Annotated in this window: 18 protein-coding genes and 1 CRISPR repeat array; of the genes, 11 read left to right on the forward strand and 7 right to left on the reverse strand. The window is 55.0% G+C overall.

Annotated elements, in window-relative coordinates; all coding sequences use genetic code 11:
* Positions 1-171 precede the first annotated feature (171 nt).
* From cas1f to cas6f, 6 genes are read left to right on the forward strand one after another with little or no spacing between them, the layout of a single operon-like run.
* Positions 172-1,155, forward strand: a complete 984-nt coding sequence (gene cas1f / locus ACOTY5_RS03415; RefSeq protein ID WP_032647877.1) for a type I-F CRISPR-associated endonuclease Cas1f — start codon at positions 172-174, stop codon at positions 1,153-1,155.
* Positions 1,152-4,373, forward strand: a complete 3,222-nt coding sequence (gene cas3f, locus ACOTY5_RS03420) for a type I-F CRISPR-associated helicase Cas3f (RefSeq protein ID WP_045142248.1) — start codon at positions 1,152-1,154, stop codon at positions 4,371-4,373. Before cas1f ends, cas3f begins: the two co-directional genes overlap by 4 nt.
* A gap of 16 nt (positions 4,374-4,389) precedes the next feature.
* On the forward strand, positions 4,390-5,700 hold the full coding sequence (gene csy1 / locus ACOTY5_RS03425) for a type I-F CRISPR-associated protein Csy1 (RefSeq protein WP_045142247.1): 1,311 nt from the start codon (positions 4,390-4,392) through the stop codon (positions 5,698-5,700).
* On the forward strand, positions 5,697-6,632 hold the full coding sequence (gene csy2 / locus ACOTY5_RS03430) for a type I-F CRISPR-associated protein Csy2 (RefSeq protein WP_045142246.1): 936 nt from the start codon (positions 5,697-5,699) through the stop codon (positions 6,630-6,632). The genes csy1 and csy2 overlap by 4 nt, the downstream gene beginning before the upstream one ends.
* A gap of 13 nt (positions 6,633-6,645) precedes the next feature.
* Entirely contained in the window at positions 6,646-7,644 is a 999-nt protein-coding gene (gene csy3, locus ACOTY5_RS03435) for a type I-F CRISPR-associated protein Csy3 (RefSeq protein WP_045142245.1), read from the forward strand.
* 9 nt (positions 7,645-7,653) lie between these two features.
* On the forward strand, positions 7,654-8,208 hold the full coding sequence (cas6f, locus tag ACOTY5_RS03440) for a type I-F CRISPR-associated endoribonuclease Cas6/Csy4 (protein ID WP_045142244.1): 555 nt from the start codon (positions 7,654-7,656) through the stop codon (positions 8,206-8,208).
* 22 nt (positions 8,209-8,230) lie between these two features.
* Here the strand turns inward: cas6f and ACOTY5_RS03445 are convergent, their stop codons facing one another.
* The 7 genes from ACOTY5_RS03445 to trxB form a co-directional block, all read right to left on the reverse strand.
* The gene (locus tag ACOTY5_RS03445; protein WP_045142243.1) at positions 8,231-8,704 is read right to left on the reverse strand and encodes an RES family NAD+ phosphorylase; all 474 of its coding nucleotides are present in this window, start codon (positions 8,702-8,704) and stop codon (positions 8,231-8,233) included.
* Positions 8,701-9,144 carry a type II toxin-antitoxin system Xre/ParS family antitoxin gene (parS, locus tag ACOTY5_RS03450; protein ID WP_023296216.1) on the reverse strand — a complete coding sequence of 148 codons (444 nt, stop codon included), beginning with the start codon at positions 9,142-9,144 and terminating at the stop codon, positions 8,701-8,703. The genes ACOTY5_RS03445 and parS overlap by 4 nt, the downstream gene beginning before the upstream one ends.
* Before the next feature lie 240 nt (positions 9,145-9,384).
* Positions 9,385-10,252: a CRISPR direct-repeat array (repeat unit 28 nt; unit sequence GTGCACTGCCGTACAGGCAGCTTAGAAA).
* 170 nt (positions 10,253-10,422) lie between these two features.
* On the reverse strand, positions 10,423-10,641 hold the full coding sequence (infA, locus tag ACOTY5_RS03455) for a translation initiation factor IF-1 (protein ID WP_002211347.1): 219 nt from the start codon (positions 10,639-10,641) through the stop codon (positions 10,423-10,425).
* Positions 10,642-10,925: 284 nt separating this feature from the next.
* Complete coding sequence (gene aat, locus ACOTY5_RS03460) at positions 10,926-11,630, reverse strand: leucyl/phenylalanyl-tRNA--protein transferase (protein WP_040117448.1); 705 nt, start codon at positions 11,628-11,630, stop codon at positions 10,926-10,928.
* A 45-nt stretch (positions 11,631-11,675) separates the two neighbouring features.
* Positions 11,676-13,397, reverse strand: a complete 1,722-nt coding sequence (cydC, locus tag ACOTY5_RS03465) for a heme ABC transporter ATP-binding protein/permease CydC (protein ID WP_003858307.1) — start codon at positions 13,395-13,397, stop codon at positions 11,676-11,678.
* Positions 13,397-15,163: a heme ABC transporter permease/ATP-binding protein CydD gene (gene cydD, locus ACOTY5_RS03470; protein WP_015570980.1), complete on the reverse strand. Its 1,767-nt coding sequence runs from the start codon at positions 15,161-15,163 to the stop codon at positions 13,397-13,399. The genes cydC and cydD overlap by 1 nt, the downstream gene beginning before the upstream one ends.
* Positions 15,164-15,277: 114 nt before the next feature.
* The gene (gene trxB / locus ACOTY5_RS03475; protein ID WP_003858303.1) at positions 15,278-16,246 is read right to left on the reverse strand and encodes a thioredoxin-disulfide reductase; all 969 of its coding nucleotides are present in this window, start codon (positions 16,244-16,246) and stop codon (positions 15,278-15,280) included.
* A 543-nt stretch (positions 16,247-16,789) separates the two neighbouring features.
* On the opposite strand from trxB, the gene lrp reads away from it, so the two are divergent.
* From lrp to serS, 5 genes are all read left to right on the forward strand, one after another.
* A complete protein-coding gene (gene lrp, locus ACOTY5_RS03480; protein ID WP_000228469.1) occupies positions 16,790-17,284 on the forward strand; it encodes a leucine-responsive transcriptional regulator Lrp in 495 nt (164 codons plus the stop codon).
* A gap of 135 nt (positions 17,285-17,419) precedes the next feature.
* Positions 17,420-21,133 (forward strand): DNA translocase FtsK 4TM domain-containing protein, encoded by a 3,714-nt coding sequence (locus ACOTY5_RS03485; protein ID WP_062933895.1) that lies wholly within the window; start codon positions 17,420-17,422, stop codon positions 21,131-21,133.
* Between the two features lie 127 nt (positions 21,134-21,260).
* Positions 21,261-21,875 carry an outer membrane lipoprotein chaperone LolA gene (gene lolA, locus ACOTY5_RS03490; RefSeq protein ID WP_003858270.1) on the forward strand — a complete coding sequence of 205 codons (615 nt, stop codon included), beginning with the start codon at positions 21,261-21,263 and terminating at the stop codon, positions 21,873-21,875.
* A 9-nt stretch (positions 21,876-21,884) separates the two neighbouring features.
* Positions 21,885-23,228 carry a replication-associated recombination protein RarA gene (rarA, locus tag ACOTY5_RS03495; protein WP_006809396.1) on the forward strand — a complete coding sequence of 448 codons (1,344 nt, stop codon included), beginning with the start codon at positions 21,885-21,887 and terminating at the stop codon, positions 23,226-23,228.
* Positions 23,229-23,320: 92 nt separating this feature from the next.
* Positions 23,321-24,613, forward strand: a complete 1,293-nt coding sequence (gene serS / locus ACOTY5_RS03500) for a serine--tRNA ligase (RefSeq protein ID WP_003858266.1) — start codon at positions 23,321-23,323, stop codon at positions 24,611-24,613.
* Positions 24,614-24,801 lie beyond the last annotated feature (188 nt).

Raw genomic sequence — 24,801 nt, forward strand, 5'->3', positions numbered from 1 at the left:
CCATATTTCCTCATATATATTATTCACAAAAATAATACATTAAATATGTCAGAGGTTTTTTATCTCGATATTCCGACAATTATTATTCATTTGATACGCGTCACATTTGTCTTCATCTAATCTCCGCTAACATACCTCGCATTCAACATATTGAAATAAAAAGCACTTGCTATGCCAGCGAACAGCATTACCCCATCCGACTTAAAAACCATTCTTCATTCAAAACGTGCCAATATCTATTACCTAGAGAAATGCCGTATTCAGGTAAATGGTGGACGCGTTGAATATGTCACTCAGGAAGGTAAAGAGTCTTTTTACTGGAATATTCCCATCGCTAATACGACGGCAGTAATGTTGGGAATGGGAACATCCGTGACGCAAATGGCGATGCGGGAGTTCGCGCGAGCGGGCGTGATGGTCGGTTTTTGTGGCACGGATGGCACGCCACTCTATTCCGCGAATGAAGTGGATATTGATGTCTCCTGGCTATGCCCGCAGAGTGAATATCGTCCGACGGAATATTTACAGAACTGGGTCTCCTTCTGGTTTAATGAAGAAAAGCGCTTGCAGGCGGCAAAACACTTTCAGTTTATTCGATTACAACAAATTGAAAAACAGTGGTCAGGGTTGCGGATGCAGCGCGAAATGGCCTTTCAGCCAGATAAAGATGCTCTGAATACTCTCCTCGAACGTGCCAGACAGGGTATGGAAAAGGCTCAGGACCACACCTCTCTGATGCTCCAGGAAGCCCAGCTCACGAAATCGCTCTATAAACTAACCAGCCAGACGACAGGTTATGGCAATTTTACCCGAGCCAAACGGGGTGGCGGGGCGGATATGGCAAACCGTTTTCTCGATCAGGGTAATTATCTGGCCTACGGGCTGGCGGCGGTCGCGGCCTGGGTGACGGGCATTCCGCACGGTCTGGCGGTGATGCATGGCAAAACCCGACGCGGCGGGCTGGTTTTTGATATTGCCGATTTAATCAAAGACGCCCTCGTTATGCCGCAGGCATTTATTGCGGCTATGGAGGGTGAAGATAATCAACAGTTTCGCCAGCGCTGTATTAATGCCTTTCAGCAGGCCGATGCGCTGGATGTGATGATTACCACGTTGCAGGAAACCTCGCAGTCGCTGGCGGGGAGCACAAAATGAATGTGCTGATTATCTCTCGGTGTACCAAACGTGCGCGCGAGCAAAGCTGTCAGATTATCGATCAGTTTGCTGAGCGCACTGGAGACGCGGCGTGGCAGACGACGATTACGATGGAAGGTGCCATAACACTGCGCAAGCTGCTGCGTAAAACTGCGCGACGTAATACCGCCGTGGCCTGCCACTGGCTGAAAAAAAACGGTCAAACCGAACTGCTGTGGATAGTCGGGAATTTGCGTCGCTTTAACGCGCAAGGGCGCGTGCCAACAAATCGTACGACGCTGCAAATTATCCGCAATGACAGCGAACACCGCTGGCAAAGTGCAGAAAGCATCGCCTTGCTGGCGGCCATCGCTGGGCTGTTTCACGATTTTGGCAAAGCGGGGATGTGCTTCCAGCAAACGCTGCTGAAAGAGAGTAAGCACCGTTTTCAGCCATACCGACACGAATGGATTTCGGTGCGTCTGTTTCAGGCTTTTGTCGGGCAACAAACCGATGCGCAGTGGCTAGCCTCGCTGGAACATCTCAAGGCAACTGACGAAAAAGCCATGCTGAAAGCCCTGACGATGGATACGCCGGAAAAAAGCGGCAGTCCGCTCGGTAACCTGCCCCCTCTGGCGCGAGTAGTGGCCTGGCTGATGCTGTCACACCATCGTTTACCACAGTCCCATTCGGCAGAGCCACAATTACTGTACTGCGATGGCTGGCTTGAGCGACAGCTGAATGCGGACTGGAACTCGCTTAATCACCGATCTGAAAAGCCTAAATGGACCGGGCGTGATCTAAAAAATGTCTGGAAATTCCCCCACGGCACGCCGCTAAGAAGTAAAACCTGGCGCGAGAAAGCCCGACAGATTGGCAAACGTATCAGGAATACCCCCGCGTTACTTGACTTTGGGTCGCTTGATAACCTGTTTACTCTCCATCTTTCGCGTCTGTCGCTGATGCTGGCAGATCATTTCTACTCGTCGCAGCCTGCGTATTCAGGTTGGCAGGACGACGTTGTCCAGATCTGGGCCAACAGTAATCCTGAGCCCAACCAAAAGCTGGATGAACATAACGTGGGCGTGGCGCATCATGCTCTGCTGATGGGCCGTTCCCTTCCCACATTACGGCGCGCATTACCCGCCATCGCCCGACATAAAACGTTCAGGGAAAGGGCGAAAGATCCGCGTTTTCACTGGCAAAACAAGGCCTGGGATGTCGCCTCTTCGCTACGGGATAAAAGTGCTGAACAGGGATTTTTTGGCATCAATATGGCCTCGACCGGATGCGGTAAAACCTTTGCCAACGCCCGGATTATGTACGCTCTGGCAGACGAGCAGGAGGGATGCCGCTTTAGCGTCGCGCTGGGGTTGCGGACCTTAACGCTACAGACGGGACATGCGTTGCAGTCTCGCCTGGGACTGGACGATGACACACTGGCCGTCGTGACCGGTGCCGCAGCAGTGAAGGAGCTGTATCAGGGCAATGATACCGAAGATACTAGTAGCGCCAGCGGCGAAGCGTTCTTCGCCAGCCATCATTACGTGCATTATGAAGGGGCAATCAGTAGCGGGATCGCTCAGCAGTGGCTGGCGAAAGAACCCGCGCTAAATCGCCTGGTCAGCGCGCCGGTGCTGGTGACAACGATCGATCACCTGATGCCGGCAACGGAAGGCGTGCGCGGCGGCAGGCAGATCCCTGCCATGCTGCGTCTGCTGACCAGCGATCTGGTGCTTGATGAGCCTGACGATTTCGACATTGATGATTTGCACGCCCTTTGTCGACTGGTGAACTGGGCCGGAATGCTCGGTTCCCGGGTGCTGCTTTCCTCCGCCACGCTGCCGCCTGCGCTAACGGAAGCGCTGTTTGAAGCCTATCGGGAAGGGCGCAAAGCCTGGCAGGCCGCATGCGGTCGGTCTGACAGACCGATGAATATCTGCTGCGCCTGGTTTGATGAGTATTGCGCGCAGTCGCAGGACGTGGCCGACGACGCGCATTTTCACCGGGCGCATGGCGATTTTGTTCGCCAGCGGATCAAACGTCTGCCTGACCAGCCGCGGCTTCGTCTGGGGAAACTGGCTGCCGTGGAGCCGCAGTCTTCCAGCAAGACAGATGTTGTCTCCGCGCTGGCGCAGACGCTACGCCAGCAAATGATCGCGCTGCACGGCCTTCATCACAGCACGCATAACGCTGGCAAAACCGTGTCGTTTGGTCTGGTGCGCATGGCCAATATCAATCCGCTGGTTGCCGTCGCGCAAACGCTGATGGCATTACCCTCCCCGGATAATTACAGCATCCATTACTGCGTTTATCACAGCCAGCATCCGCTGGCGGTGCGGGCGGCGATTGAGAGACGACTCGATTGTGCATTTACGCGGCACGAGCCGGAGCGGATCTGGCAGTTGCCTGAAGTTAAGCAGGCGCTGGCATCGCAGGAAAAGCATCATCTTTTTGTCGTGCTCGGCTCCCCCATACTTGAAACGGGGAGAGATCTGGATGCTGATTGGGGAATAATTGAGCCGAGCTCAATGCGCTCGCTGATTCAATTCGCCGGACGTATTCAGCGCCATCGTCAGATCGTGCCTGATAACGAAAATCTGGTGATTCTGGAACGCAACGTGCACGCGCTTCGCGGAGAAAAGGTCGCTTATTGCTTACCCGGTTTTGAAACCGGGCAGCATCTGCTGCCTCATCATGACCTCCATGCACTGATCGATGAAGAGGGTTATCGCACCCTGAATGCGATCCCGCGCATCGCTGAGGATGTTCCCGGCAATGCCCTTGCGGCGCTGGAGCACACCCGGTTGCGTGCCGCACTGCTGGAAGGCGGCGATAAATCAGATGCGGTCGCCGCATTGTGGTGGCGACTACCGCTGACCTGGAACGGTGAGCTTCAGAAACGGACTCCATTTCGACACGCTTCAGCTCAGGCCTCGTTCTTTTTGAGTATGGAAGAGGAGGGCGATGAACCTGAGTTTTGCCTGATGCAGGAAGACGGGGTGTTAAAACCTGCGGGACGGTTTTGCGTGCAGCCGTTATCGATGGCTGACGGCGTTAAGCCGTGGATTGCAATTGATTATGCCGAGGTATTACAGGCGCTGGCCGATGAAAAGCAGATGGAGCTGGAGGCGGTATCGCGTCGTTATGGCGAAATCACGTTGAGAGTGACTAGGGAGGAGGAGACAGAGCAATGGCTGTATCACCCGGTATTGGGTGTGTTCAGGGAATATCTATAAAGAGCCAGGAGCGAGTATGTCAGTTGAAGCACTAAGCGCTTTCATCGCTGAGTACATTGCCGGACGACGGCAAACAAAGCTGGAAGCATTTGATAAAGAGGCCGCAAAGCGCAGCGATACAGATAGCGCAACGCTTGCGGCAGAACGCCGGGAGCTGGAGCTTCGCTATGAACCGAAAGCATGGCTGACGGATGCCGCGAAGCGGGCCGGACAAATTAACCTCGTGACCCATGCGGCGAAATTTACCCACGGGGATTCAAAAAGTTGCAGTATTTACAGCGAGGCAGTGGCGCAGGAAGGGTATCTCAGCACCGCTGCGTTGTCAGGTCTGGATACGGATGCGGTGGGAAACGCTGCTGCGCTGGATGTTGCAAAGCTGCTGCAAACGCGGGTTGACGGTGGCGACTCCCTTCTGGCAAGCCTGAAACGGGGCGATCACGCTGCGCTGGCCGCTTTTGCCGATGACGAGAATCAACTGAGGGAGTGGATTGCGGGGTTTTCCCGTGCGTTAACCCCCGGAGAACCAGCTTCGCACAAGCTGGCGAAACAGGGGTATTTTCCGGTAGAAGAAGGTTACCACCTCTTAAGCCCGTTATTCGCCACCTCGCTTGTACACGCCATGCATCAGAAAATGATTGCCTTCCGTTTTGGCGATGAAGTTAAAGCCATCTGGAAAGCACGTCGCGAGAAAACATGGCACCCCACTCCGCTGACGTTATTCCCGGATGCGGCGGAAATACACTTCGGGGGGACTAAACCGCAAAATATTTCCTATCTCAATAGCGTGCGCGGTGGGCGGTGCTGGCTACTTTCCTGCCAGCCGCCGCAGGGGAAAAGAGCAGAAAAGGCGCCAACAAATCTGCGTTCTGTTTTCGCCTCGGGTGGGCAGTTTGACCGTCGTGCCAGGAGTCAAATACAGTTGCTGGTTTCCTTGCTCACGAAAACGGGCAGTTACACCAGTTTTCGTATTCGCGAGGCTCGTGATGGCTATATCAATATGCTTATCGATCTGTTGTTCGAAATTGCATCTGAACTTCAACGCGAAGCCTGGCAAAACTGGACGCTTAACTGTCCCAATCTGAAACCTCATCAACAGCTTTGGCTCGATCCCTGGCGCACAAAAACAGACGAAGCCTTCCGACTTGAGCGAGAAAAGGACGACTGGCAGGGCGCAATGGCAGAAGATTTTTCCCTGTGGCTGAACGCACGTCTGCGCAAGGCGATGCCGGATTTAGGTGCCGTGGAAAAACGTGAATGGGAAACTCGCGAACGTTTACGCTCTAACCTTCGCGAGATGGAAAAAATCATTCAGGAGGCGCTGAAATGAGCTCACTGATCCTGCTTCGCCGCATCAGAGTTGAAAACGCCAACGCCATTGCTGGCCTGACGTATGGTTTTCCCGCCATCACCCATTTTCTGGGATTTTCCCATGCGTTATCTCGCAAGCTGACGAAAACCCACGGGCTACAAATCGATGGCTGTGCTGTCGTCAGCCACGAGCACCAGATCCACGCGCATACGTCCGGTCGTGATTATCAGTTTGCACTGACGCGCAATCCGCTCACCCGGGACACGAAAACAGCCTCCTTTAATGAAGAGGGCCGGATGCATATGACGGTTTCGTTGCTGCTGGAATGCCATGGGGAAATTCCTAATGGCGAATACGGGCAGCGCGATCTGGCAGAGCATCTCAGCCAGGTTTGCCCTACGCTCAGGCTGGCGGGTGGCATCATCGTCGATATTCAGGCTATTACCGTCATGGCGATGCCGTCCGACAGTCGTGACCTGTGTCGGTTGCAGTGGCAGCTGATGCCCGGTTTTGCCTTACGCGATCGCAGCAGCTGGCTGGGGGAACATTATCAAACGCTTCTTGAGAGCGACCCCAATACCTCGCTGCTTGATGCCTGGCTCGATTTCGCTGCGATGAAGTTTCAGGCTGAAACGCCGGAGGAGGGCGACATCCGTGAGGGCGAACCGGCAAACTGGCACTATGTTCCTAAACCTAACCCCGGTTATCTGGTGCCCTTAATGACTGGCTATCAGCGGATTTCTGCGCTCTATTCCCCCGGCATGGTAAGTAACGCACGTGATGCAGAAACACCCTTTGCGTTTACGGAGGCGGTGTATGGCGTGGGCGAGTGGTGCGGTCTACACCGCATTCATTCTCTTAATGAAATTTTCTGGCGTTTTCATACGACAGAAACGGGCTACTACTGTCAGGGCGCGGGCGCGCCGGTGACATCTGCACATTCAAAATAAAAAGGATTTAGCTATGGCAAAGGCTCCAACTGCCGTTAAAACGGCATCTGTTCTGGCATTTGAACGTAAACTGGCGACGTCGGATGCAGTGATGTATTCCGGAAGCTGGCAGGGGGAAACCTGGCAACCCATCTGCATTCAGGAAAAAGCAGTGCGTGGCACGATTTCCAACCGCCTGAAGAACGCGCTTACTAACGATCCGGCAAAACTGGATGCCGAGATCCAGAAAGCTAACCTCCAGAGGGTGGATGTGGCTGCGCTGCCCGCAGACGCCGACACCTTACAGGTGAAGTTTACCCTACGCGTGCTGGGCAACCTGTCCACGCCTTCCGTGTGTAATGACCGCGCCTATCAGGATGCGCTTCAGCAGGTTATTGACGGCTATATCAGTGAACACGGCTTTGCAGAACTGGCGCGCCGCTATGCAACTAACCTGGCGAACGGGCGTTTTTTTTGGCGTAACCGCGTCGGCGCTGAAAAAATTATCGTGCGTGTGACGGGCAGTAAAACGTGGACGTTTGATGCTTATTGCTACGCACTGCGAGATTTTTCTGCAAGCGATAAGGATCTTGAAGCGCTGGCGCAGGAAATTGAAAAAGGGCTTAGCGGTGAGGGATTTGTGCTGCTGAACGTAGAGGCGCAGGTGTTGCTCGGTGCCGGACAGGAGATCTTCCCGTCGCAGGAGCTGGTTCTTGACAGCAACAGCAGTAAGAGTCGCCTGCTGTATCAGGTTGATAATGTGGCTGGCATGCACTCGCAGAAAATCGGCAATGCGATTCGGACGATCGATACCTGGCATCCAAAGGTGGATGAGCTTGGCGCGATAGCCGTTGAGCCGTATGGATCGGTCACCAGCCGCGGCGTGGCCTGCCGTCAGCCAAAAGAGAAAATGGACTTCTACACGCTCCTTGATAACTGGGTGACGAAAGGGCAGAAACCCGACGCTGAGCAGCAGCATTATGTGATGGCTGTACTGATCCGTGGCGGTGTCTTCGGCGAGAAGGGCGAGTAAGGAGTGATTATGGATCACTATATTGAGATCCGCGTGCTGCCCGACCCGGAGTTTAGCGAGGAGATGCTAATGGCCGCGCTGATGGCCAAACTTCATCGTGCGCTGGGTCAGCGAGGGAAAGGGGATATTGGCGTTAGCTTCCCTGCGCACGGTATTAAGCCCGGCGCGGTGTTACGCCTGCACGGCGAACACCTGGCGTTAAGCGAACTCGAATCGCTGGCATGGCGAAAAGGTCTGAGCGATTACTGTCTGTGCTCGGCAATTAAAGCCGTACCAGAGGTACATCACTGGCGATGCGTATCCCGTGTCCAGGTGAAAAGCAGCGCGCCGCGGCTTATGCGTCGTTCGGTAAAGAAAGGATGGATAACCGAAGAAGAGGCGCAGCAAAGGATACGCACAATGGAGGAAGCGAGGACCGATTTACCCTGGCTCAATTTACGTAGCCTCTCGACGGGCCAGTCTTTCAGGCTTTTTATCCGTCATGGTGAGTTGCTTTCCGCACCTGTGGTTGGCATGTTTTCAACCTACGGACTCAGCGCGACAGCGACAGTTCCCTGGTTCTGATAAATCACAGCCGCATCAGCTTTCAGGGTGCGGTTTTTTCTGCGAGACGGGTATCAAAATTAAAAGGCATTAATTCAACAGAATTGAGTGCTTTGTGGAATGCCGGATGCAATGGATTAAGTATGGCGTTGTTTTCATAGGGAATGATGCAGGAGGGTAAGATGAGTGCGAGAGCGCTGTTAGCCTGCAACCAACCGGTACCCAGATCCATCGTTGATACGGGCGCCGGATTTTCCTGCCAGTCCTCGGGCAGCCACGCTTTATCCAGGTAATCAATCTGGTCATCCGGGATATCAATGCTGAAAAGCTGGTACTGGTTCAGCACGGTGTCTTTTCTGACGTGCACCAGAATTTCCAGTGAAGCTAGCGAGATGGAGGTGGAGACATACACGGCAGGATGGCCTTTATGATTCCAGCGTCCGCCATACTGGTTTGCACCACTGCCACTCCACGCTTCGCTGGCAAAACGTCCTGTCACCAGACGATAAAAAATCATGCGAACACTCCGTGCTCCAGCCGACCAATCAAATCGGTAACTTCCAGCGCACCGGTTTCCGTGGCGATCAGATCGACAGGCGCAACATTGCCAAGCCCACGTACCGGTAACTGCAACCAGTTCCATGCCTCTTCTTTACTGCCGAAATAATCGACAGCCGCATCAAGTACCCGAACGAAACGCGCCACACGTTCGCTCTCGTCGGGCGTCAGCGTCCGGCCCGTACTTTTGCGGCGGGCAACGTTACGCTCGTTGATTCCCGTGACGCGTAAAATCTCCGCTTTCGACATGTCCGTCCACTCGTGAATATTGTCGAGGACGCTGACGGGTAATCCTTGATTGAGATATTCTATCAGCCGCATGCCTCTGCTTGCAGGCAAACCGGCGTAGCGCCACAGCGTGTTATCAGCCGGCCTTTGCGCAGGAACCCATGTTCTCATGATACCTCCTGAGTGATGTCATTTGTCATGAGTAAGTATAGCCATTTGTGAGGGGGTATGGAACGGGTGTTTTTTGTTCAGGGTGGGGTAAAAGAAGGATGGGAGTTGACCCTAATTTTTGACCAAAATGTAATCTATTGATTTTTCGGTTAAATATCCTGGAGCGCAAAAAAAGGGGTTTGAGCAGGGATTTTAGCTTTTTTTGTATGAAAATCATGATGGTGGAGAGGTATTATTTCAGTGCACTGCCGTACAGGCAGCTTAGAAATCCTCCAGTGCCGCGCCTTCGATCGCTTCACCGTGCACTGCCGTACAGGCAGCTTAGAAAAGCACGAATACAAAAGCAGTAGTCATCAACTTGTGCACTGCCGTACAGGCAGCTTAGAAACTCAGCTGTAATGCGCTCCACGCTGTTGATACGTGCACTGCCGTACAGGCAGCTTAGAAATTTGCCGAGACCGTCGAGCAGGTCAAACAACAGTGCACTGCCGTACAGGCAGCTTAGAAATCCATCGCTACGGCCTGGTTGATTACCATTTTGTGCACTGCCGTACAGGCAGCTTAGAAAGGTGAGCGCAGCAGCATGACGGCGCTGAAGAAGTGCACTGCCGTACAGGCAGCTTAGAAAATTGCACTGAAACTATCCAGCGCACGGAAAAAGTGCACTGCCGTACAGGCAGCTTAGAAAGTTATGGATTTCGACGCCAGTAGGGAATGACAGTGCACTGCCATACAGGCAGCTTAGAAATGACTGCCCAGGGTGATTTTGTACCGCCGAAAGTGCACTGCCGTACAGGCAGCTTAGAAAAGTCGAATTGTTGCCAGTCGGCTTTATCCATAGTGCACTGCCGTACAGGCAGCTTAGAAATGGAGCCTGAAAGGTGATGCGCCAGCTCCGGCGTGCACTGCCGTACAGGCAGCTTAGAAAGACAACATCAACAATCGTCATTGCTGCCATCAGTGCACTGCCGTACAGGCAGCTTAGAAAGATGGGGAGCGGCAAAACACAGGCGCTGCTTCGTGCACTGCCGTACAGGCAGCTTAGAAAGCTACGGCTGCGGGTATGAATCCGGTTTTATCGTGCACTGCCGTACAGGCAGCTTAGAAATCATCGAGTGTAAGGCTGTGTGATTTTATTGTGTGCACCACCGTACAACCAACACAAAACCCGAAACAACCCAACCAATCGTTCAAATAATCGACTGTACTAACAAAAAAATAAGGCCGGGTATATCCCGGCCTTATTTAATATTCATCTGCCATTACAGGCGAAAACAATTAGCGACTACGGAAGACAATGCGGCCTTTGCTCAGGTCGTACGGGGTCAGTTCAACAGTCACTTTGTCGCCCGTCAAAATGCGGATATAGTTTTTGCGCATTTTACCGGAGATGTGCGCAGTTACCACGTGACCGTTTTCCAGTTCTACGCGAAACATGGTATTAGGCAACGTATCAAGTACGGTACCCTGCATTTCAATATTGTCTTCTTTGGCCATCTAATCCTCTGGGGTATCACTACCAAGTTTTGAACCGGCAAGATAATGCCGAAATTCCTCAATTAAGTAAAGAATTGCGCGTTTAAAACGCAGCAAAACAGTCTCAGCGTATTGCCCAAGCGTCACGGTACAACCGAACAGAAAGCGCATTCGTAAAGGGGAGACGACAGGATAAACGTCAGGACGTTATCTGAAGCGAGGGTCCCAAACGGCGGCGGGGCAACAGGCAGAAGCTACTCTGCGGCGTAATTATAACACCCTCATAAAAAATATGCGGAAAACATTTAGGCATTGGGTATAAAGAGCGTTCTGGGAACCCAAAAATCGCGTGGTAGGGTCTCCTTTCGGCACTGTTCCAGGTGTTCGATATAGTGTCGGCGGGAGATTTCAACGGCGCCGAGCGAGGCGGTATGCTCATTCAGCACCTGACAATCCATTAACTGTCCTCCACGTCGGGCAAATTCCTGGCTAAAAACCAGCAGCGCGGTTTTCGACGCATTCGTGGCGCGGGAGAACATCGACTCGCCGCAGAACAGCGTACCCTGCGCCACGCCGTACATGCCCCCGACGAGGTCGTCGCCGCTCCACACTTCGATCGAATGCGCGTAACCCAGCTCATGAAGCTGGTGATAGGCGATAATGATATCGCGGGTTATCCAGGTGCCTTCGTGACGATCTTCAGCGCAGCCTTCGATAACCTGGCCGAAGGCGTGATTAAGCGTGACGCGAAAGGGTGATTTTGCATGAAAACGCTTCATGCTGCGGCTCAGGTGAAACTGCCCAGGCCACAGTACGGCTCGCGGGTCAGGAGACCACCATAAGATCGGGTCGCCAGGAGAAAACCACGGAAAGATGCCGCGCTGGTAAGCCATTAAGAGCCGTGCCGGGCTGAGATCGCCGCCCAGAGCCAGCAAGCCGTTAGGTTCACGCAGCGCCCCCTCCGGAGAAGGGAACGCAATATTATGGCGAGAAAGCTGCACCAGGCGCATGACAACAGAACTCCAGTACGCGAGAGAGGACGCTACAAATATAGTCTACAGGCGCTGTTTAAACTGGTAGTAGCGACCTTGTTTTGCCAGCAGCTCTGCGTGACTACCTTGCTCAATTATGTGTCCGTTGTCCATCACAATTATCTGATCGAAATTCACCAGCCCGCGCAGACGGTGCGTGACCATCAGCACGGTTTTACCTTTCATCACATTCGCCAGTAAATCAAGGATTTGGCTCTCTGTCGTGGCATCCAGTCCTTCTGTCGGTTCATCCAGCAGCATCAGCGGCGCATCGTGCAGCAGCGCACGCGCAATGGCCAGACGACGCAGTTCGCCGCCGGAAAGCTGTCGACCCCCTTCACCCAGCCAGCTGTTCAACCCGTCGTCTTCAAGCAGCTTGTGCAGCCCAACCTGCTCCAGCATTGCCCGCAGCGTATCGTCGGAGGCGTCTGGTGCCGCCAGAAGAAGATTATCGCGCAGCGTAGCGCTGAACAGATGCACCCGCTGGGGCACGACGCTGACCGTTTTACGCAAGGCCGCTTCGCTAAAACCAGACAGCGGAACGTCGTTAAACCGAATCTCGCCCTGCTGTGGGTCCCACGCGCGCGTGAGAAGTTGCAGAAGTGTCGATTTCCCACATCCCGTACGGCCAAGGATCGCAATGCGCTGCCCGGCATCAACAGAAAGGGTGATGTCTTCCAGCGCGTTTTGCGCCTGCTTGTCGTAGGCGAAAGTGACATTGCTGAGCGTCAGCGCGACCTGCTCTGGCACAGCGGTTTGACCCGCGCTGAACTTCACTTCCGGCTCCTGCTCGGCAATATCCGTAATGCGCAGCGCAGAGGCAATCACCTGGCCGAGATGCTGAAAAGCGCCCGTGACCGGGGCTAAGGCTTCAAAGGCTGCCAGGGCACAGAAAACAAACAGCGCAATCAGCGGGCCAGGCTGCGCGTTACCGCCCACGCCACCGGAGGCCATCCAGAGCATGGCGATGACGGCAATCCCACCAATTAACATCATCAGCGCCTGGGAGAACGCGGTCAGTTCAGACTGGCGCCGCTGGGCTTCATGCCAGTTCAGCTCCGTATTTTCCATGCGGGCGCGGTACCGTTTGCTGGCACCAAAAAGGGTGAGCTCGGCCTGTCCCTGCAACCAGGCGGTGAGCTGCTGGCGATATTCCCCTCGCAGGCGCGTCAGGTTTTCCCCGGTGGTTTTACCTGCACGATAAAACAGGGGCGGCAGAATAATCAGCGTCATCAGCATGATGCCGCCGAGCGTCAGTGCGATGGGAACATCCAGGAAACTCAACCCCAGCGTGACCACGACAATCACTACAAACGCGCCCACCATAGGTGAAATGACGCGCAGATAGAGGTGATCCAGCGTATCCACATCTGCGACCACGCGGTTGAGTAATTCGCCCTGTCGAAAACGTGCCAGCCCGGCAGGGGAGAGGGGCAGCAGTTTGCTGAAGGTGTAAATACGCAGGTGTTGCAGCACGCGGAAGGTCGCGTCGTGGCTGACCAGACGTTCGAAGTAGCGTCCGGCAGTTCGCGTAATCGCCGTGCCGCGCACCCCGGCGGCAGGCAGCATGTAGTTAAAGCTGTACAGCCCGGCAAAGCCTGCGGCCGCAGATGCGGAGAGGAACCAGCCGGAAAGCGTAAGCAGACCGATGCTGGCCAGCAGAGTGACGATCGCCAGCACGATCCCGAGCGTCAGCATCCATTTGTGGCGTTTATACAATGCAAGATACGGAAGCAGGGCGCGCATCAGATATCCTCCTGACGGTTCGCCAGCAGGGTCGCAAACGGCCCCTGCGCGGCAACAAGCGCGGCGTAATCGCCTTGTTCAACAATGTGTCCGTTTTCCATCACCCAGATCTGATCCCAGTCGGCAATACCTTCCAGCTGGTGAGTCACCATCAGTGTGGTTTGCTGGCGTGAGGCTGCGTTAAGCGCATCCATCACGCGCTGCTCGCTGTGAGCGTCCAGGCTGGCCGCAGGTTCGTCCAGCAGCATTAGCGAAGAGGGATTCAGCAGCGCACGGGCGACCGCGACGCGCTGTGCCTGGCCAACTGACAGCCCGGCAGACTGATCGCCAATGACGGTATCGACACCCTGCGCAAGCAGCGGCAGAAACTCGCTGACCCAGGCGCGGTCGAGGACCGATTGCAGCTCATCTTCACGCGCATCCGGGCGTGCCAGCAGCACATTCTCGCGCAGCGTCGGAGCTGGCAGCTGAGGGTTTTGCCCCACCCAACTCAGCTGTTTACGCCAGGCATCAGGATCGAGCTCGCGCAGCTCCGTTTTGTTGATACGCAGCGATCCGGTGTACGCCATAAAACCTGACAGCGCATTCAACAATGAGCTTTTACCTGAGCCGCTGGTACCCACCAGCACCACACGTTGCCCGGCAGGCAGGGTAAAGTTCAGCGGACCGGCCAGCACTTTGCCTTCAGGCGACAGAACAGAAAAATCCTGTGCTTCAATGGTCACCGGATCGTTCGTATTCAGCGTTACCTCACCACGCTCCGGATTCGCTAGCGGCGTTTCCATGAAGGTTTTCAGGCTGTCGGCAGCACCCACCGCCTGCGCTTTGGCATGGTAAAAGGTGCCGAGATCGCGAAGCGGCTGGAAAAATTCCGGGGCCAGGATCAGCGCCAGGAACCCGGCGGAAAGCGTGACCGCCGTACCGTAGTGGCCAAAGTCCAGCGCGCCGAGGTAGGAGAAGCCAAAGTAAACCGCCACCAGCGCAATCGACAGGGAGGTGAAAAATTCGAGCACGCCAGAAGAGAGAAAGGCCATGCGCAACACTTCCATGGTGCGCTGACGGAAATCCTGCGACGCCAGGCGAATGTTTTCGGTTTCCGCTTCACCACGACCGAAGATCCGCAGGGTTTCCATTCCGCGTAGACGGTCCAGGAAATGACCGCTCAACCGACCCAGCGCCAGGAAGTTACGACGGTTAGCATCTGCCGCGCCCATGCCGACCATCGCCATAAACAGCGGGATGAGCGGGGCGGTGCCTAGCAGGATCAACGCCGCCACCCAGTTAACAGGGAAGATGGCGATAACAATCATCAGGGGCACAAACACCGCCAGCGCCATCTGGGGAAGATAACGCGCGTAGTAATCGTGCATATCGTCGATTTGCTCAAGGATCAGCGTCGCCCAGCTGCCGGCTGGCTTACCCTGGATCCACGCAGGTCCGGCTTCCGAAAGCCGATCGAGTACCTTGCGGCGAATCTCATAGCGGATGTGCTGCCCGGCGTGGAACCCAACCCGCTCGCGCAGCCAGACCACCCACGCACGCAGAACGAAAACCAGCACCAGAACGATAAACGGCAACAGCAGCGCTTCGCGCGGGATGTTCTCCATGATCATATGGTTGAGAATGCGGGCCAGCAGCCATGCCTGGGCAACAATCAACAGACCGCTGATGAATCCCAGAACGCGGGAAATCATAAGCCAGCGGCGGGACAGAACGCTTTGCTGTTTCAGCCAGCGGGTTAACTCTTGTTGACGGGTTTTTTCCATTGCGTACTTTGCAGGTGACGTTATAAGAAATTAGACCTCTGCATGTTACACGCGAGCAAAAATAAAGGCGACCAGTGGCCGCCTTTATTTACGTTTGTTACTGACTTGTAAAGATTATTTGCCTTGTTCAGCCAGCCCGTCCAGGTAGCGTTCTGCGTCCAGCGCGGCCATACAACCGGTGCCCGCAGAGGTGATCGCCTGACGATAAATATGGTCCATCACGTCGCCAGCTGCGAAGACACCCGGAACGCTGGTCTGGGTGGCGTTGCCGTGAATGCCAGACTGCACTTTGATGTAGCCGTTCTCCAGCTCCAGCTGGCCTTCAAAGATAGCCGTGTTCGGGCTGTGACCGATTGCCACAAACAGGCCTGCCACTTCCAGCGTTTCGACGTTATCGGTGTTCTGGGTATCACGGATACGCAGTCCCGCCACGCCCATCTGATCGCCAGTCACTTCTTCCAGCGTACGGTTGGTATGCAGCACAATGTTGCCGCTCGCCACTTTGTCCATCAGGCGTTTAATCAGGATCTTCTCCGCGCGGAAGGTGTCGCGACGGTGAATCAGGTGTACTTCTGAGGCAATATTTGCCAGATACAGCGCTTCTTCCACAGCGGTGTTGCCGCCGCCGATAACCGCAACTTTCTGGTTGCGATAGAAGAAACCGTCGCAGGTCGCGCAGGCTGACACGCCGCGGCCTTTGAACGCTTCTTCAGACGGCAGGCCGAGATAGCGGGCAGAGGCGCCGGTGGCGATGATCAGCGCATCGCAGGTGTATTCGCCGCTGTCACCCGTCAGGCGGAACGGACGGTTCTGCAAATCCACTTTATTGATGTGGTCGAACAGGATTTCGGTTTCGAATTTGGCGGCATGCTCGTGCATGCGCTCCATCAGCAGCGGCCCGGTCAGGTCGTTCGGGTCGCCAGGCCAGTTTTCCACTTCCGTGGTGGTGGTCAGCTGACCGCCTTTTTCCATCCCGGTGATCAGTACCGGTTGCAGGTTAGCGCGTGCAGCATAGACCGCTGCGGTATATCCCGCAGGTCCAGAACCAAGGATTAGCAGCTTACTGTGTTTGGTCGTGCCCATGAGATCCCCATTGTTGTTGGCAGGCAATGGGCTGGATTGTAGGGAATTTGTTGCCGTAAAAAAAGAGCAGGAGAGTTTTGCTTCCGATATATGCAATAGACGCGCCCTATGGGTCAGAGGCGGTCACATCACTTCTGCTACTGAAAACCGCGCGTTTATAAGGCAATAAAATGAGGATTAATACCCCTCCGTAATGAATATCCGGCATGTTGTACTAAAAATCGATGTTTTGCTTTGACAATCCCCTGCGCTTTTGCGAAAACATTCAAGGAAGAAAAAAAGACGCACGAACTGCATGCCGCATAGACATGCACGGAAATGCCATTTTTACCGGGTCAGTGAAATCTACGCATGGTGTGGACAGACGCCATACGTGATGTCTGTGACTGCTTTCGGGCAACGGTCTTCTTACCGCAGAACCCGAATCTACATCGCGTCTAATACATAACCAGGCGATGTGATGAATAACGGGTCCAGGCTCTGAACAGTGATGTGCACAGGGTCCAGGCAGGAGTAGGGAAGGAATACAGAGAGACAATAATAATGGTAGATAGCAAGAAGCGCCCTGGCAAAGATCTCGACCGTATCGATCGTAACATTCTTAATGAATTGCAAAAGGATGGGCGTATTTCCAACGTCGAGCTTTCAAAACGTGTGGGACTTTCCCCGACGCCGTGCCTTGAGCGTGTGCGTCGACTGGAAAGACAGGGTTTTATTCAGGGCTATACGGCTCTGCTGAACCCGCATTATCTGGATGCCTCACTTCTGGTATTTGTTGAGATTACTCTGAATCGTGGTGCACCAGATGTGTTTGAGCAATTTAACGCCGCTGTACAAAAACTTGAAGAAATTCAAGAGTGTCATCTGGTTTCCGGTGATTTTGACTACCTGTTGAAAACCCGTGTGCCTGATATGTCCGCCTACCGTAAGCTGCTGGGTGAAACCCTGCTGCGTCTGCCAGGCGTGAACGACACCCGTACTTATGTGGTGATGGAAGAGGTCAAACAGAGCAATCGTCTGGTTATTAAGACGCGCTAACACGGAACAGGTGCAAAATCAGTGTAGTTTGATTACACTCCTGTTAATCCATACAGCAACAGTGCCGGGGAGTCCCGGCGCTGTTGTCCGTTTTAGCACACAGGCAGGACATGCCTGATACCTGGAGAGCCTTTCTTGAGCCAGGAATACACTGAAGACAAAGAAGTCACATTATCTAAGCTAAGCAGCGGACGTCGTCTCCTTGAGGCGTTACTGATTGTTATTGCCCTTTTTGCCGTCTGGCTGATGGCTGCCTTACTCAGTTTCAACCCCTCAGACCCTAGCTGGTCGCAAACCGCATGGCATGAGCCTATCCATAATTTAGGCGGCGTTCCCGGCGCCTGGCTTGCGGACACGCTCTTCTTCATTTTCGGTGTGATGGCCTATACCCTTCCCGTCATCATTATTGGCGGATGCTGGTTTGCCTGGCGTCATCGACAGAACGACGACTACATCGATTATTTTGCCGTTTCGCTGCGCCTGATTGGCGCCCTGGCGCTGATCCTCACCTCCTGCGGACTGGCGGCGATCAACGCCGATGACATCTGGTACTTCGCCTCAGGCGGGGTGATTGGCAGCCTGTTGAGCTCCGCGCTGCAACCGATGCTTCACAGCAGCGGCGGCACGCTGGCGCTGCTTTGTATCTGGGCAGCGGGCCTGACGCTGTTTACCGGCTGGTCTTGGGTGAGCATTGCCGAAAAAATCGGCAGCTTTATTCTGACTCTGCTGACGTTTGCCAGCAATCGCACCCGTCGTGATGATACGTGGGTCGATGAAGATGAATATGAAGATGAGTACGAAGAGGAAGACGAGGCACCCGTGCAGCGTCGTGAATCCCGCCGTGCCCGTATTCTGCGCGGTGCTCTGGCGCGCCGCCAGCGCGTTGCTGAAAAATTTGCTAACCCGTTAGGCCGTAAAACGGATGCCGCGCTTTTCTCCGGCAAACGTATGGATGAAGAGGAGCAGATTGAGTATCGCGGCGCGGCCGTCGATCCTGATGATGTGTTGTTCTCTGGTCATCGAGCTACGCCGGGTGAGTATGATGAATACGATCCGCTGTTGCATGGTCATTCCGTGACTGAACCGGTAGCCGCTGCTGCTGCCGCAACGACGGCTGCGCAGGCCCATGTTGCGCCTGTTGAAGCCGTGATGCCGTCCTCGCCTGTTCCGGCACCGGAGTCCGCGATCCAGCAACCGCAGGTGGACTGGCAGACTGCGCCAGGTGTCCATACGCCTGAACCGACCATTGCGCCGGAGCCTGAAAGCTATATTCCTGTGCAGCAGGAACAGTGGCAGCAACCGTATCAGCCGCCTGAGCCTGCCAGCGAGCCGCAACAGCCGTATCAGCCGCCTGAGCCTGCCAGCGAGCCGCAACAGCCGTATCAGGCTTATACGCCCGAACCTGCTGAACCTGAACAGCCATACGTTGCGCCGGTGTCTGAACCCGAAGTGGTGGAGGAAGCGAAGCCATCCCGTCCGCCATTGTACTATTTTGAAGAGGTGGAAGAGCGCCGTGCCCGAGAGCGCGAGCAGCTTGCCGCCTGGTATCAGCCCGTGCCTGAGCCGGTGCAGGAGCCTGTTGTAAAAGCGCCTTCTGCGAGCGTTGCACCTGTAGACCCAGCGCCAGCCGTTGCGTCGAGAGCGGAAACCGTGAAGCAGGCAACGGCAGCCGCTGCCGCTGCCGCGTCCGCTCCGCTATTCAGCCCGGCAACCGATGGTGCGCCGCGTCCTCAGGTAAAAGAGGGCATTGGTCCACAATTGCCGCGTCCTAATCGCGTGCGCGTACCGACGCGCCGGGAGCTGGCCTCTTATGGCATTAAACTGCCTTCCCAGCGTATGGCGGAAGAAAAAGCCCGTGAGTCCGACTACGAAGATGATGCCGACGAACTGCATCAGGATGAGCTGGCGCGTCAGTTTGCCGCCCAGCAGACTCAACGCTACGGGAATGAGTACCAACACGATGTTCATTCTCAGCAGGATGAAGATGATGCTGCCGAAGCGGAATTAGCGCGTCAGTTTGCGGCCACGCAACAGCAACGTTATTCCGGTGAGCAGCCTTCGGGGGCAAACCCGTTCTCGCTCTCGGATTTTGAATTTTCACCGATGAAAGATCTGGTGGATGACGGTCCGAGCGAACCGCTGTTCACGCCGAGCGTGATGCCAGAAGCGGAACCGGTGCGCCAGGCGCCAGCGCCGCAGGTTAATGCGCAGCCACAACAGCCAGCGCCGCAGGCTTATGCGCAGCCGCATACACCGCCGGCCCAACCGCCGCAGCCGCAGTTCCAGCAGCCAGCACCACAGCCGCAGGAAAGCCTGATTCACCCGCTGCTGATGCGTAACGGAGACAGCCGTCCGCTGCAACGACCAAGTACGCCGTTGCCGTCGCTGGATCTGTTAACGCCGCCGCCAGCGGAAGTCGAACCGGTGGATACTTTTGCTCTTGAGCAGATGGCCCGTCTGGTGGAAGCGCGTCTGGCTGACTTCCGTATTAAAGCGGACGTGGTGAACTACTCCCCTGGCCCGGTGATCACCCGTTTCGAACTGAACCTGGCGCCAGGCGTAAAAGCGGCGCGTATTTCTAACCTGTCCCGTGACCTGGCGCGTTCTCTGTCGACCGTGGCGGTACGCGTGGTGGAAGTGATCCCAGGTAAGCCTTACGTTGGCCTTGAGCTGCCAAACAAGAAACGCCAGACCGTTTATCTGCGTGAAGTTCTGGATAACACCAAATTCCGCGACAACCCGTCCCCTCTGACCGTGGTGTTGGGTAAAGATATCGCTGGCGATCCGGTGGTTGCCGATCTCGCGAAGATGCCGCACCTGCTGGTTGCGGGTACCACCGGCTCCGGTAAATCGGTCGGGGTGAACGCCATGATCCTCAGTATGCTCTACAAAGCGCAGCCTGAAGATGTGCGTTTCATCATGATCGACCCGAAAATGCTTGAGCTGTCCGTCTACGAAGGCATTCCGCACCTGTTAACGGAAGTGGTGACCGACATGAAGGACGCCGCCAACGCATTGCGCTGGAGCGTCAATGAAATGGAGCGTCGCTACAAGCTGATGTCTGCGCTGGGCGTGCGTAACCTGGCCGGTTATAACGAGAAAATCGCTGAGGCGGCACGTATGGGCCGTCCGATTCCGGACCCATACTGGAAGCCGGGTGACAGCATGGATGCCCAGCATCCGGTGCTGGAAAAACTGCCTTACATCGTGGTGCTGGTGGATGAGTTCGCCGACCTGATGATGACCGTTGGCAAGAAAGTGGAAGAGCTGATTGCGCGTCTGGCACAGAAAGCGCGTGCGGCGGGCATCCACCTGGTGCTGGCAACGCAGCGTCCGTCCGTAGACGTTATCACCGGTCTTATTAAGGCAAACATCCCGACCCGTATCGCGTTTACCGTGTCGAGTAAAATTGACTCGCGTACTATCCTTGACCAGGGCGGTGCAGAGTCGCTGCTGGGTATGGGTGATATGCTCTATTCCGGCCCGAACTCCACCTCGCCGGTGCGCGTACACGGTGCGTTTGTTCGCGACCAGGAAGTGCATGCGGTGGTGCAGGACTGGAAAGCGCGCGGTCGGCCGCAATACGTTGACGGCATCACCTCCGACAGTGAAAGCGAAGGTGGCGGCGGTGGTTTTGACGGCGGCGAAGAGCTGGATCCGTTATTTGACCAGGCGGTTAATTTCGTTACCGAAAAACGTAAGGCGTCCATCTCCGGCGTCCAGCGCCAGTTCCGTATTGGCTACAACCGCGCGGCGCGTATTATCGAGCAGATGGAAGCCCAGGGTATTGTGAGCGAACAGGGGCATAACGGTAACCGTGAGGTGCTGGCGCCACCGCCGTTTGATTAACCTTCAGCGATTGCAAAGAAGGGTAAATCAGCAAAAATTAAGCATATTCTTCTGTCGCCTGCCTTCGGGCAGGTCCAGAATAGAAACGGAACCCCCATATCGGGAAGACGTATTTTAAGGAATAACAATGAAAAAAATCGCCATCGCCTGTGCATTACTCTCCAGTTTTGTTGCCAGCAGCGTCTGGGCTGATGCAGCCAGCGACCTTAAAAGCCGACTGGATAAAGTGAGCAGCTTCCACGCCAGCTTCACGCAAAAAGTGACTGACGGCAGTGGCAACGCGGTGCAGGAAGGTCAGGGGGATTTGTGGGTGAAACGCCCGAATCTCTTCAACTGGCACATGACCCAGCCGGATGAAAGCGTGCTGGTGTCCGACGGGAAAACCTTATGGTTCTACAATCCGTTTGTTGAGCAGGCGACCGCCACCTGGCTGAAAGACGCGACCAGCAATACGCCGTTTATGCTCATTGCCCGTAACCAGTCCAGCGACTGGCAGCAGTACAACATTAAACAAAACGGTGATGAGTTCGTCCTGACGCCAAAAGGCAGCAACGGTAACCTGAAGCAGTTCACCATTAACGTGAGCAGCAACGGTACCATTAATCAGTTCGGTGCGGTTGAGCAGGACGATCAGCGCAGTAGCTATCAGCTTAAGTCTCAGCAAAACGGCGCTGTAGATGCTTCGAAATTCACCTTTACCCCGCCGCAGGGCGTAACGGTGGACGACCAACGTAATAAGTAAGAGGCATGAGTGAGCAACCTGTCGCTCGATTTTTCAGATAATGCGTTTCAACCTCTGGCCGCCCGTATGCGGCCAGAAAATTTAGCGCAGTACATCGGCCAGCAACACCTGCTGGCTGCGGGGAAACCCTTGCCGCGCGCCATAGAGGCCGGGCATCTGCACTCCATGATCCTCTGGGGGCCACCCGGCACCGGCAAAACAACCCTCGCTGAAGTGATCGCCCGCTATGCTAACGCGGACGTTGAGCGTATCTCGGCGGTTACCTCCGGCGTGAAGGAGATCCGTGAGGCGATCGAGCGCGCGCGGCAAAACCGTAATGCCGGGCGCCGCACCATTCTTTTTGTTGATGAAGTCCACCGCTTCAACAAGAGCCAACAGGATGCGTTTCTGCCGCACATTGAAGACGGCACGATTTTCTTCATCGGCGCAACCACGGAAAACCCGTCGTTTGAACTCAACTCCGCGCTGCTTTCCCGCGCCCGCGTTTACCTGCTTAAATCCCTGACCACAGAGGATATCGAAAAGGTTCTGACCCAGGCGATGGAGGACAAAGCGCGGGGTTACGGCGGACAGGATATCGTTCTGCCGGACGACACGCGTCGTGCGATCGCTGAACTGGTCAACGGCGATGCGCGTCGGGCGCTGAATACGTTGGAAATGATGGCCGATATGGCCGAAGTGGATGATGCCGGAAAGCGGGTGCTAAAGCAGGAGCTGCTGACCGAAATAGCCGGTGAGCGCAGCGCACGCTTCGATAATAAAGGCGATCGTTTTTACGACCTGATCTCTGCGTTACATAAGTCCGTGCGCGGCAGCGCCCCGGATGCGGCGCTCTACTGGTACGCGCGTATCATTACCGCCGGTGGCGATCCGTTATATGTCGCGCGTCGCTGTCTTGCCATCGCGTCAGAAGATGTCGGTAATGCCGATCCACGCGCCATGCAGGTCGCTATTTCCGCCTGGGACTGCTTTACCCGCGTCGGACCCGCGGAAGGTGAGCGTGCCATTGCGCAGGCAATTGTCTATCTGGCCTGCGCGCCGAAAAGTAACGCGGTGTATACCGCCTTCAAAGCGGCGATGTCAGATGCACGTGAACGTCCGGACTACGATGTGCCGGTTCATCTGCGCAATGCGCCAACCAAATTGATGAAAGAGATGGGGTATGGGCAGGAGTATCGCTACGCCCATGATGAACCCAACGCCTACGCCGCCGGGGAAGAGTATTTCCCGCAGGAGATGGCACAAACCCGCTATTATCACCCCACAAACAGAGGTCTTGAGGGTAAGATTGGCGAAAAGCTCGCCTGGCTTGCCGGACAGGATCAAAATAGCCCTATAAAACGCTACCGTTAGTTCAATCGTTGCGGTAATGTTGGCAATATATCTCTGTGGCCGCAGGCTGTGGTCACTTTTTCCTTTTTTAATTCGATAAGCACAGGATAAGCATGCTCGATCCCAATCTGCTGCGTAATGAGCCAGACGCAGTCGCTGAAAAACTGGCACGCCGGGGCTTTAAGCTGGATGTAGATAAGCTGCGCGCTCTTGAAGAGCGTCGTAAAGTTTTGCAGGTACAAACTGAAAATCTGCAAGCAGAGCGTAATTCTCGATCGAAATCCATTGGCCAGGCGAAAGCGCGCGGGGAAGATATTGAGCCATTACGCCTGGAAGTGAACAAACTGGGTGAAGAGCTGGATCAGGCGAAAGCTGAACTGGATGTTCTTCAGGCTGAAATTCGTGATATCGCTCTGGCGATCCCGAACATTCCTGACGACAGCGTGCCTGTCGGCAAAGACGAAAACGACAACGTTGAAGTGAAACGCTGGGGCACGCCTCGCGAGTTTGACTTCGAGGTGCGCGATCACGTCACGCTGGGCGAAATGCACGCGGGCCTGGACTTTGCGGCTGCGGTTAAGCTGACGGGTTCTCGCTTTGTGGTCATGAAAGGTCAAATTGCCCATCTGCATCGCGCTCTGGCGCAGTTCATGCTGGATCTGCACACCGAGCAGCACGGCTACAGCGAAACCTACGTTCCGTATCTGGTTAACCACGATACGCTGTACGGTACCGGCCAGTTGCCGAAATTTGCCGGCGATCTGTTCCACACCCGTCCGCTGGACGAGGAAGCAGACAGCAGCAACTACGCACTGATCCCAACCGCGGAAGTGCCGCTGACCAACCTCGTGCGTGATGAGATCATCGACGAAGACGATCTGCCAATCAAACTGACCGCGCACTCTCCATGTTTCCGTTCTGAAGCCGGTTCTTACGGTCGCGATACGCGCGGTCTGATCCGTATGCACCAGTTCGATAAAGTTGAGATGGTGCAGATCGTTCGTCCGGAAGAGTCTATGGACGCGCTGGAAGAGATGACCGGTCATGCTGAGAAAGTGCTGGAGCTGCTGGGCCTGCCGTACCGCCGTATGGCGCTGTGCACCGGCGACATGGGCTTCGGTGCCTGCAAAACCTTCGACCTTGAAGTCTGGGTGCCTGCGCAGAACACCTACCGTGAAATCTCCTCCTGCTCCAACGTCTGGGATTTCCAGGCGCGTCGTATGCAGGCGCGTTGCCGCAGCAAATCTGACAAGAAAACCCGTCTGGTTCATACCCTGAACGGTTCCGGTCTGGCAGTAGGCCGTACGCTGGTTGCTGTGCTGGAAAACTACCAGCAGGCTGACGGACGCATTGAGATCCCTGAAGTGCTGCGCCCTTACATGAAAGGCCAGCAGTTCATCGGCTAATTATTTGCTCTAAGACAAAAAAGCGCCTCAGGGCGCTTTTTTTATGCCTCTGATTTGATACGAAGCAATAACCCCTCCCTCTAAAGTAGTAATACTCCTCCGAACGAAAGTCAGCATAAAACACTGATAACCAAAAATATCGTTATACATAAAACTATATAGCGGTGTATGCCGCCCTTTATTTCTTT

Source organism: Enterobacter cloacae complex sp. SHL018 (assembly GCF_049237905.1).
GTDB lineage: Bacteria > Pseudomonadota > Gammaproteobacteria > Enterobacterales > Enterobacteriaceae > Enterobacter > Enterobacter hormaechei_C.

Bases quoted from the DNA above. Each gene is read 5' to 3' on its own strand.
- serS (WP_003858266.1), top strand. From the start codon at position 23,321: ATGCTCGATCCCAATCTGCTGCGTAATGAGCCAGACGCAGTCGCTGAA.
- cydD (WP_015570980.1), bottom strand. From the start codon at position 15,163: ATGGAAAAAACCCGTCAACAAGAGTTAACCCGCTGGCTGAAACAGCAA.
- cas6f (WP_045142244.1), top strand. From the start codon at position 7,654: ATGGATCACTATATTGAGATCCGCGTGCTGCCCGACCCGGAGTTTAGC.
- trxB (WP_003858303.1), bottom strand. From the start codon at position 16,246: ATGGGCACGACCAAACACAGTAAGCTGCTAATCCTTGGTTCTGGACCT.
- lrp (WP_000228469.1), top strand. From the start codon at position 16,790: ATGGTAGATAGCAAGAAGCGCCCTGGCAAAGATCTCGACCGTATCGAT.
- cydC (WP_003858307.1), bottom strand. From the start codon at position 13,397: ATGCGCGCCCTGCTTCCGTATCTTGCATTGTATAAACGCCACAAATGG.
- infA (WP_002211347.1), bottom strand. From the start codon at position 10,641: ATGGCCAAAGAAGACAATATTGAAATGCAGGGTACCGTACTTGATACG.
- cas3f (WP_045142248.1), top strand. From the start codon at position 1,152: ATGAATGTGCTGATTATCTCTCGGTGTACCAAACGTGCGCGCGAGCAA.
- csy2 (WP_045142246.1), top strand. From the start codon at position 5,697: ATGAGCTCACTGATCCTGCTTCGCCGCATCAGAGTTGAAAACGCCAAC.
- lolA (WP_003858270.1), top strand. From the start codon at position 21,261: ATGAAAAAAATCGCCATCGCCTGTGCATTACTCTCCAGTTTTGTTGCC.
- aat (WP_040117448.1), bottom strand. From the start codon at position 11,630: ATGCGCCTGGTGCAGCTTTCTCGCCATAATATTGCGTTCCCTTCTCCG.
- parS (WP_023296216.1), bottom strand. From the start codon at position 9,144: ATGAGAACATGGGTTCCTGCGCAAAGGCCGGCTGATAACACGCTGTGG.
- csy3 (WP_045142245.1), top strand. From the start codon at position 6,646: ATGGCAAAGGCTCCAACTGCCGTTAAAACGGCATCTGTTCTGGCATTT.
- csy1 (WP_045142247.1), top strand. From the start codon at position 4,390: ATGTCAGTTGAAGCACTAAGCGCTTTCATCGCTGAGTACATTGCCGGA.
- cas1f (WP_032647877.1), top strand. From the start codon at position 172: ATGCCAGCGAACAGCATTACCCCATCCGACTTAAAAACCATTCTTCAT.
- ACOTY5_RS03445 (WP_045142243.1), bottom strand. From the start codon at position 8,704: ATGATTTTTTATCGTCTGGTGACAGGACGTTTTGCCAGCGAAGCGTGG.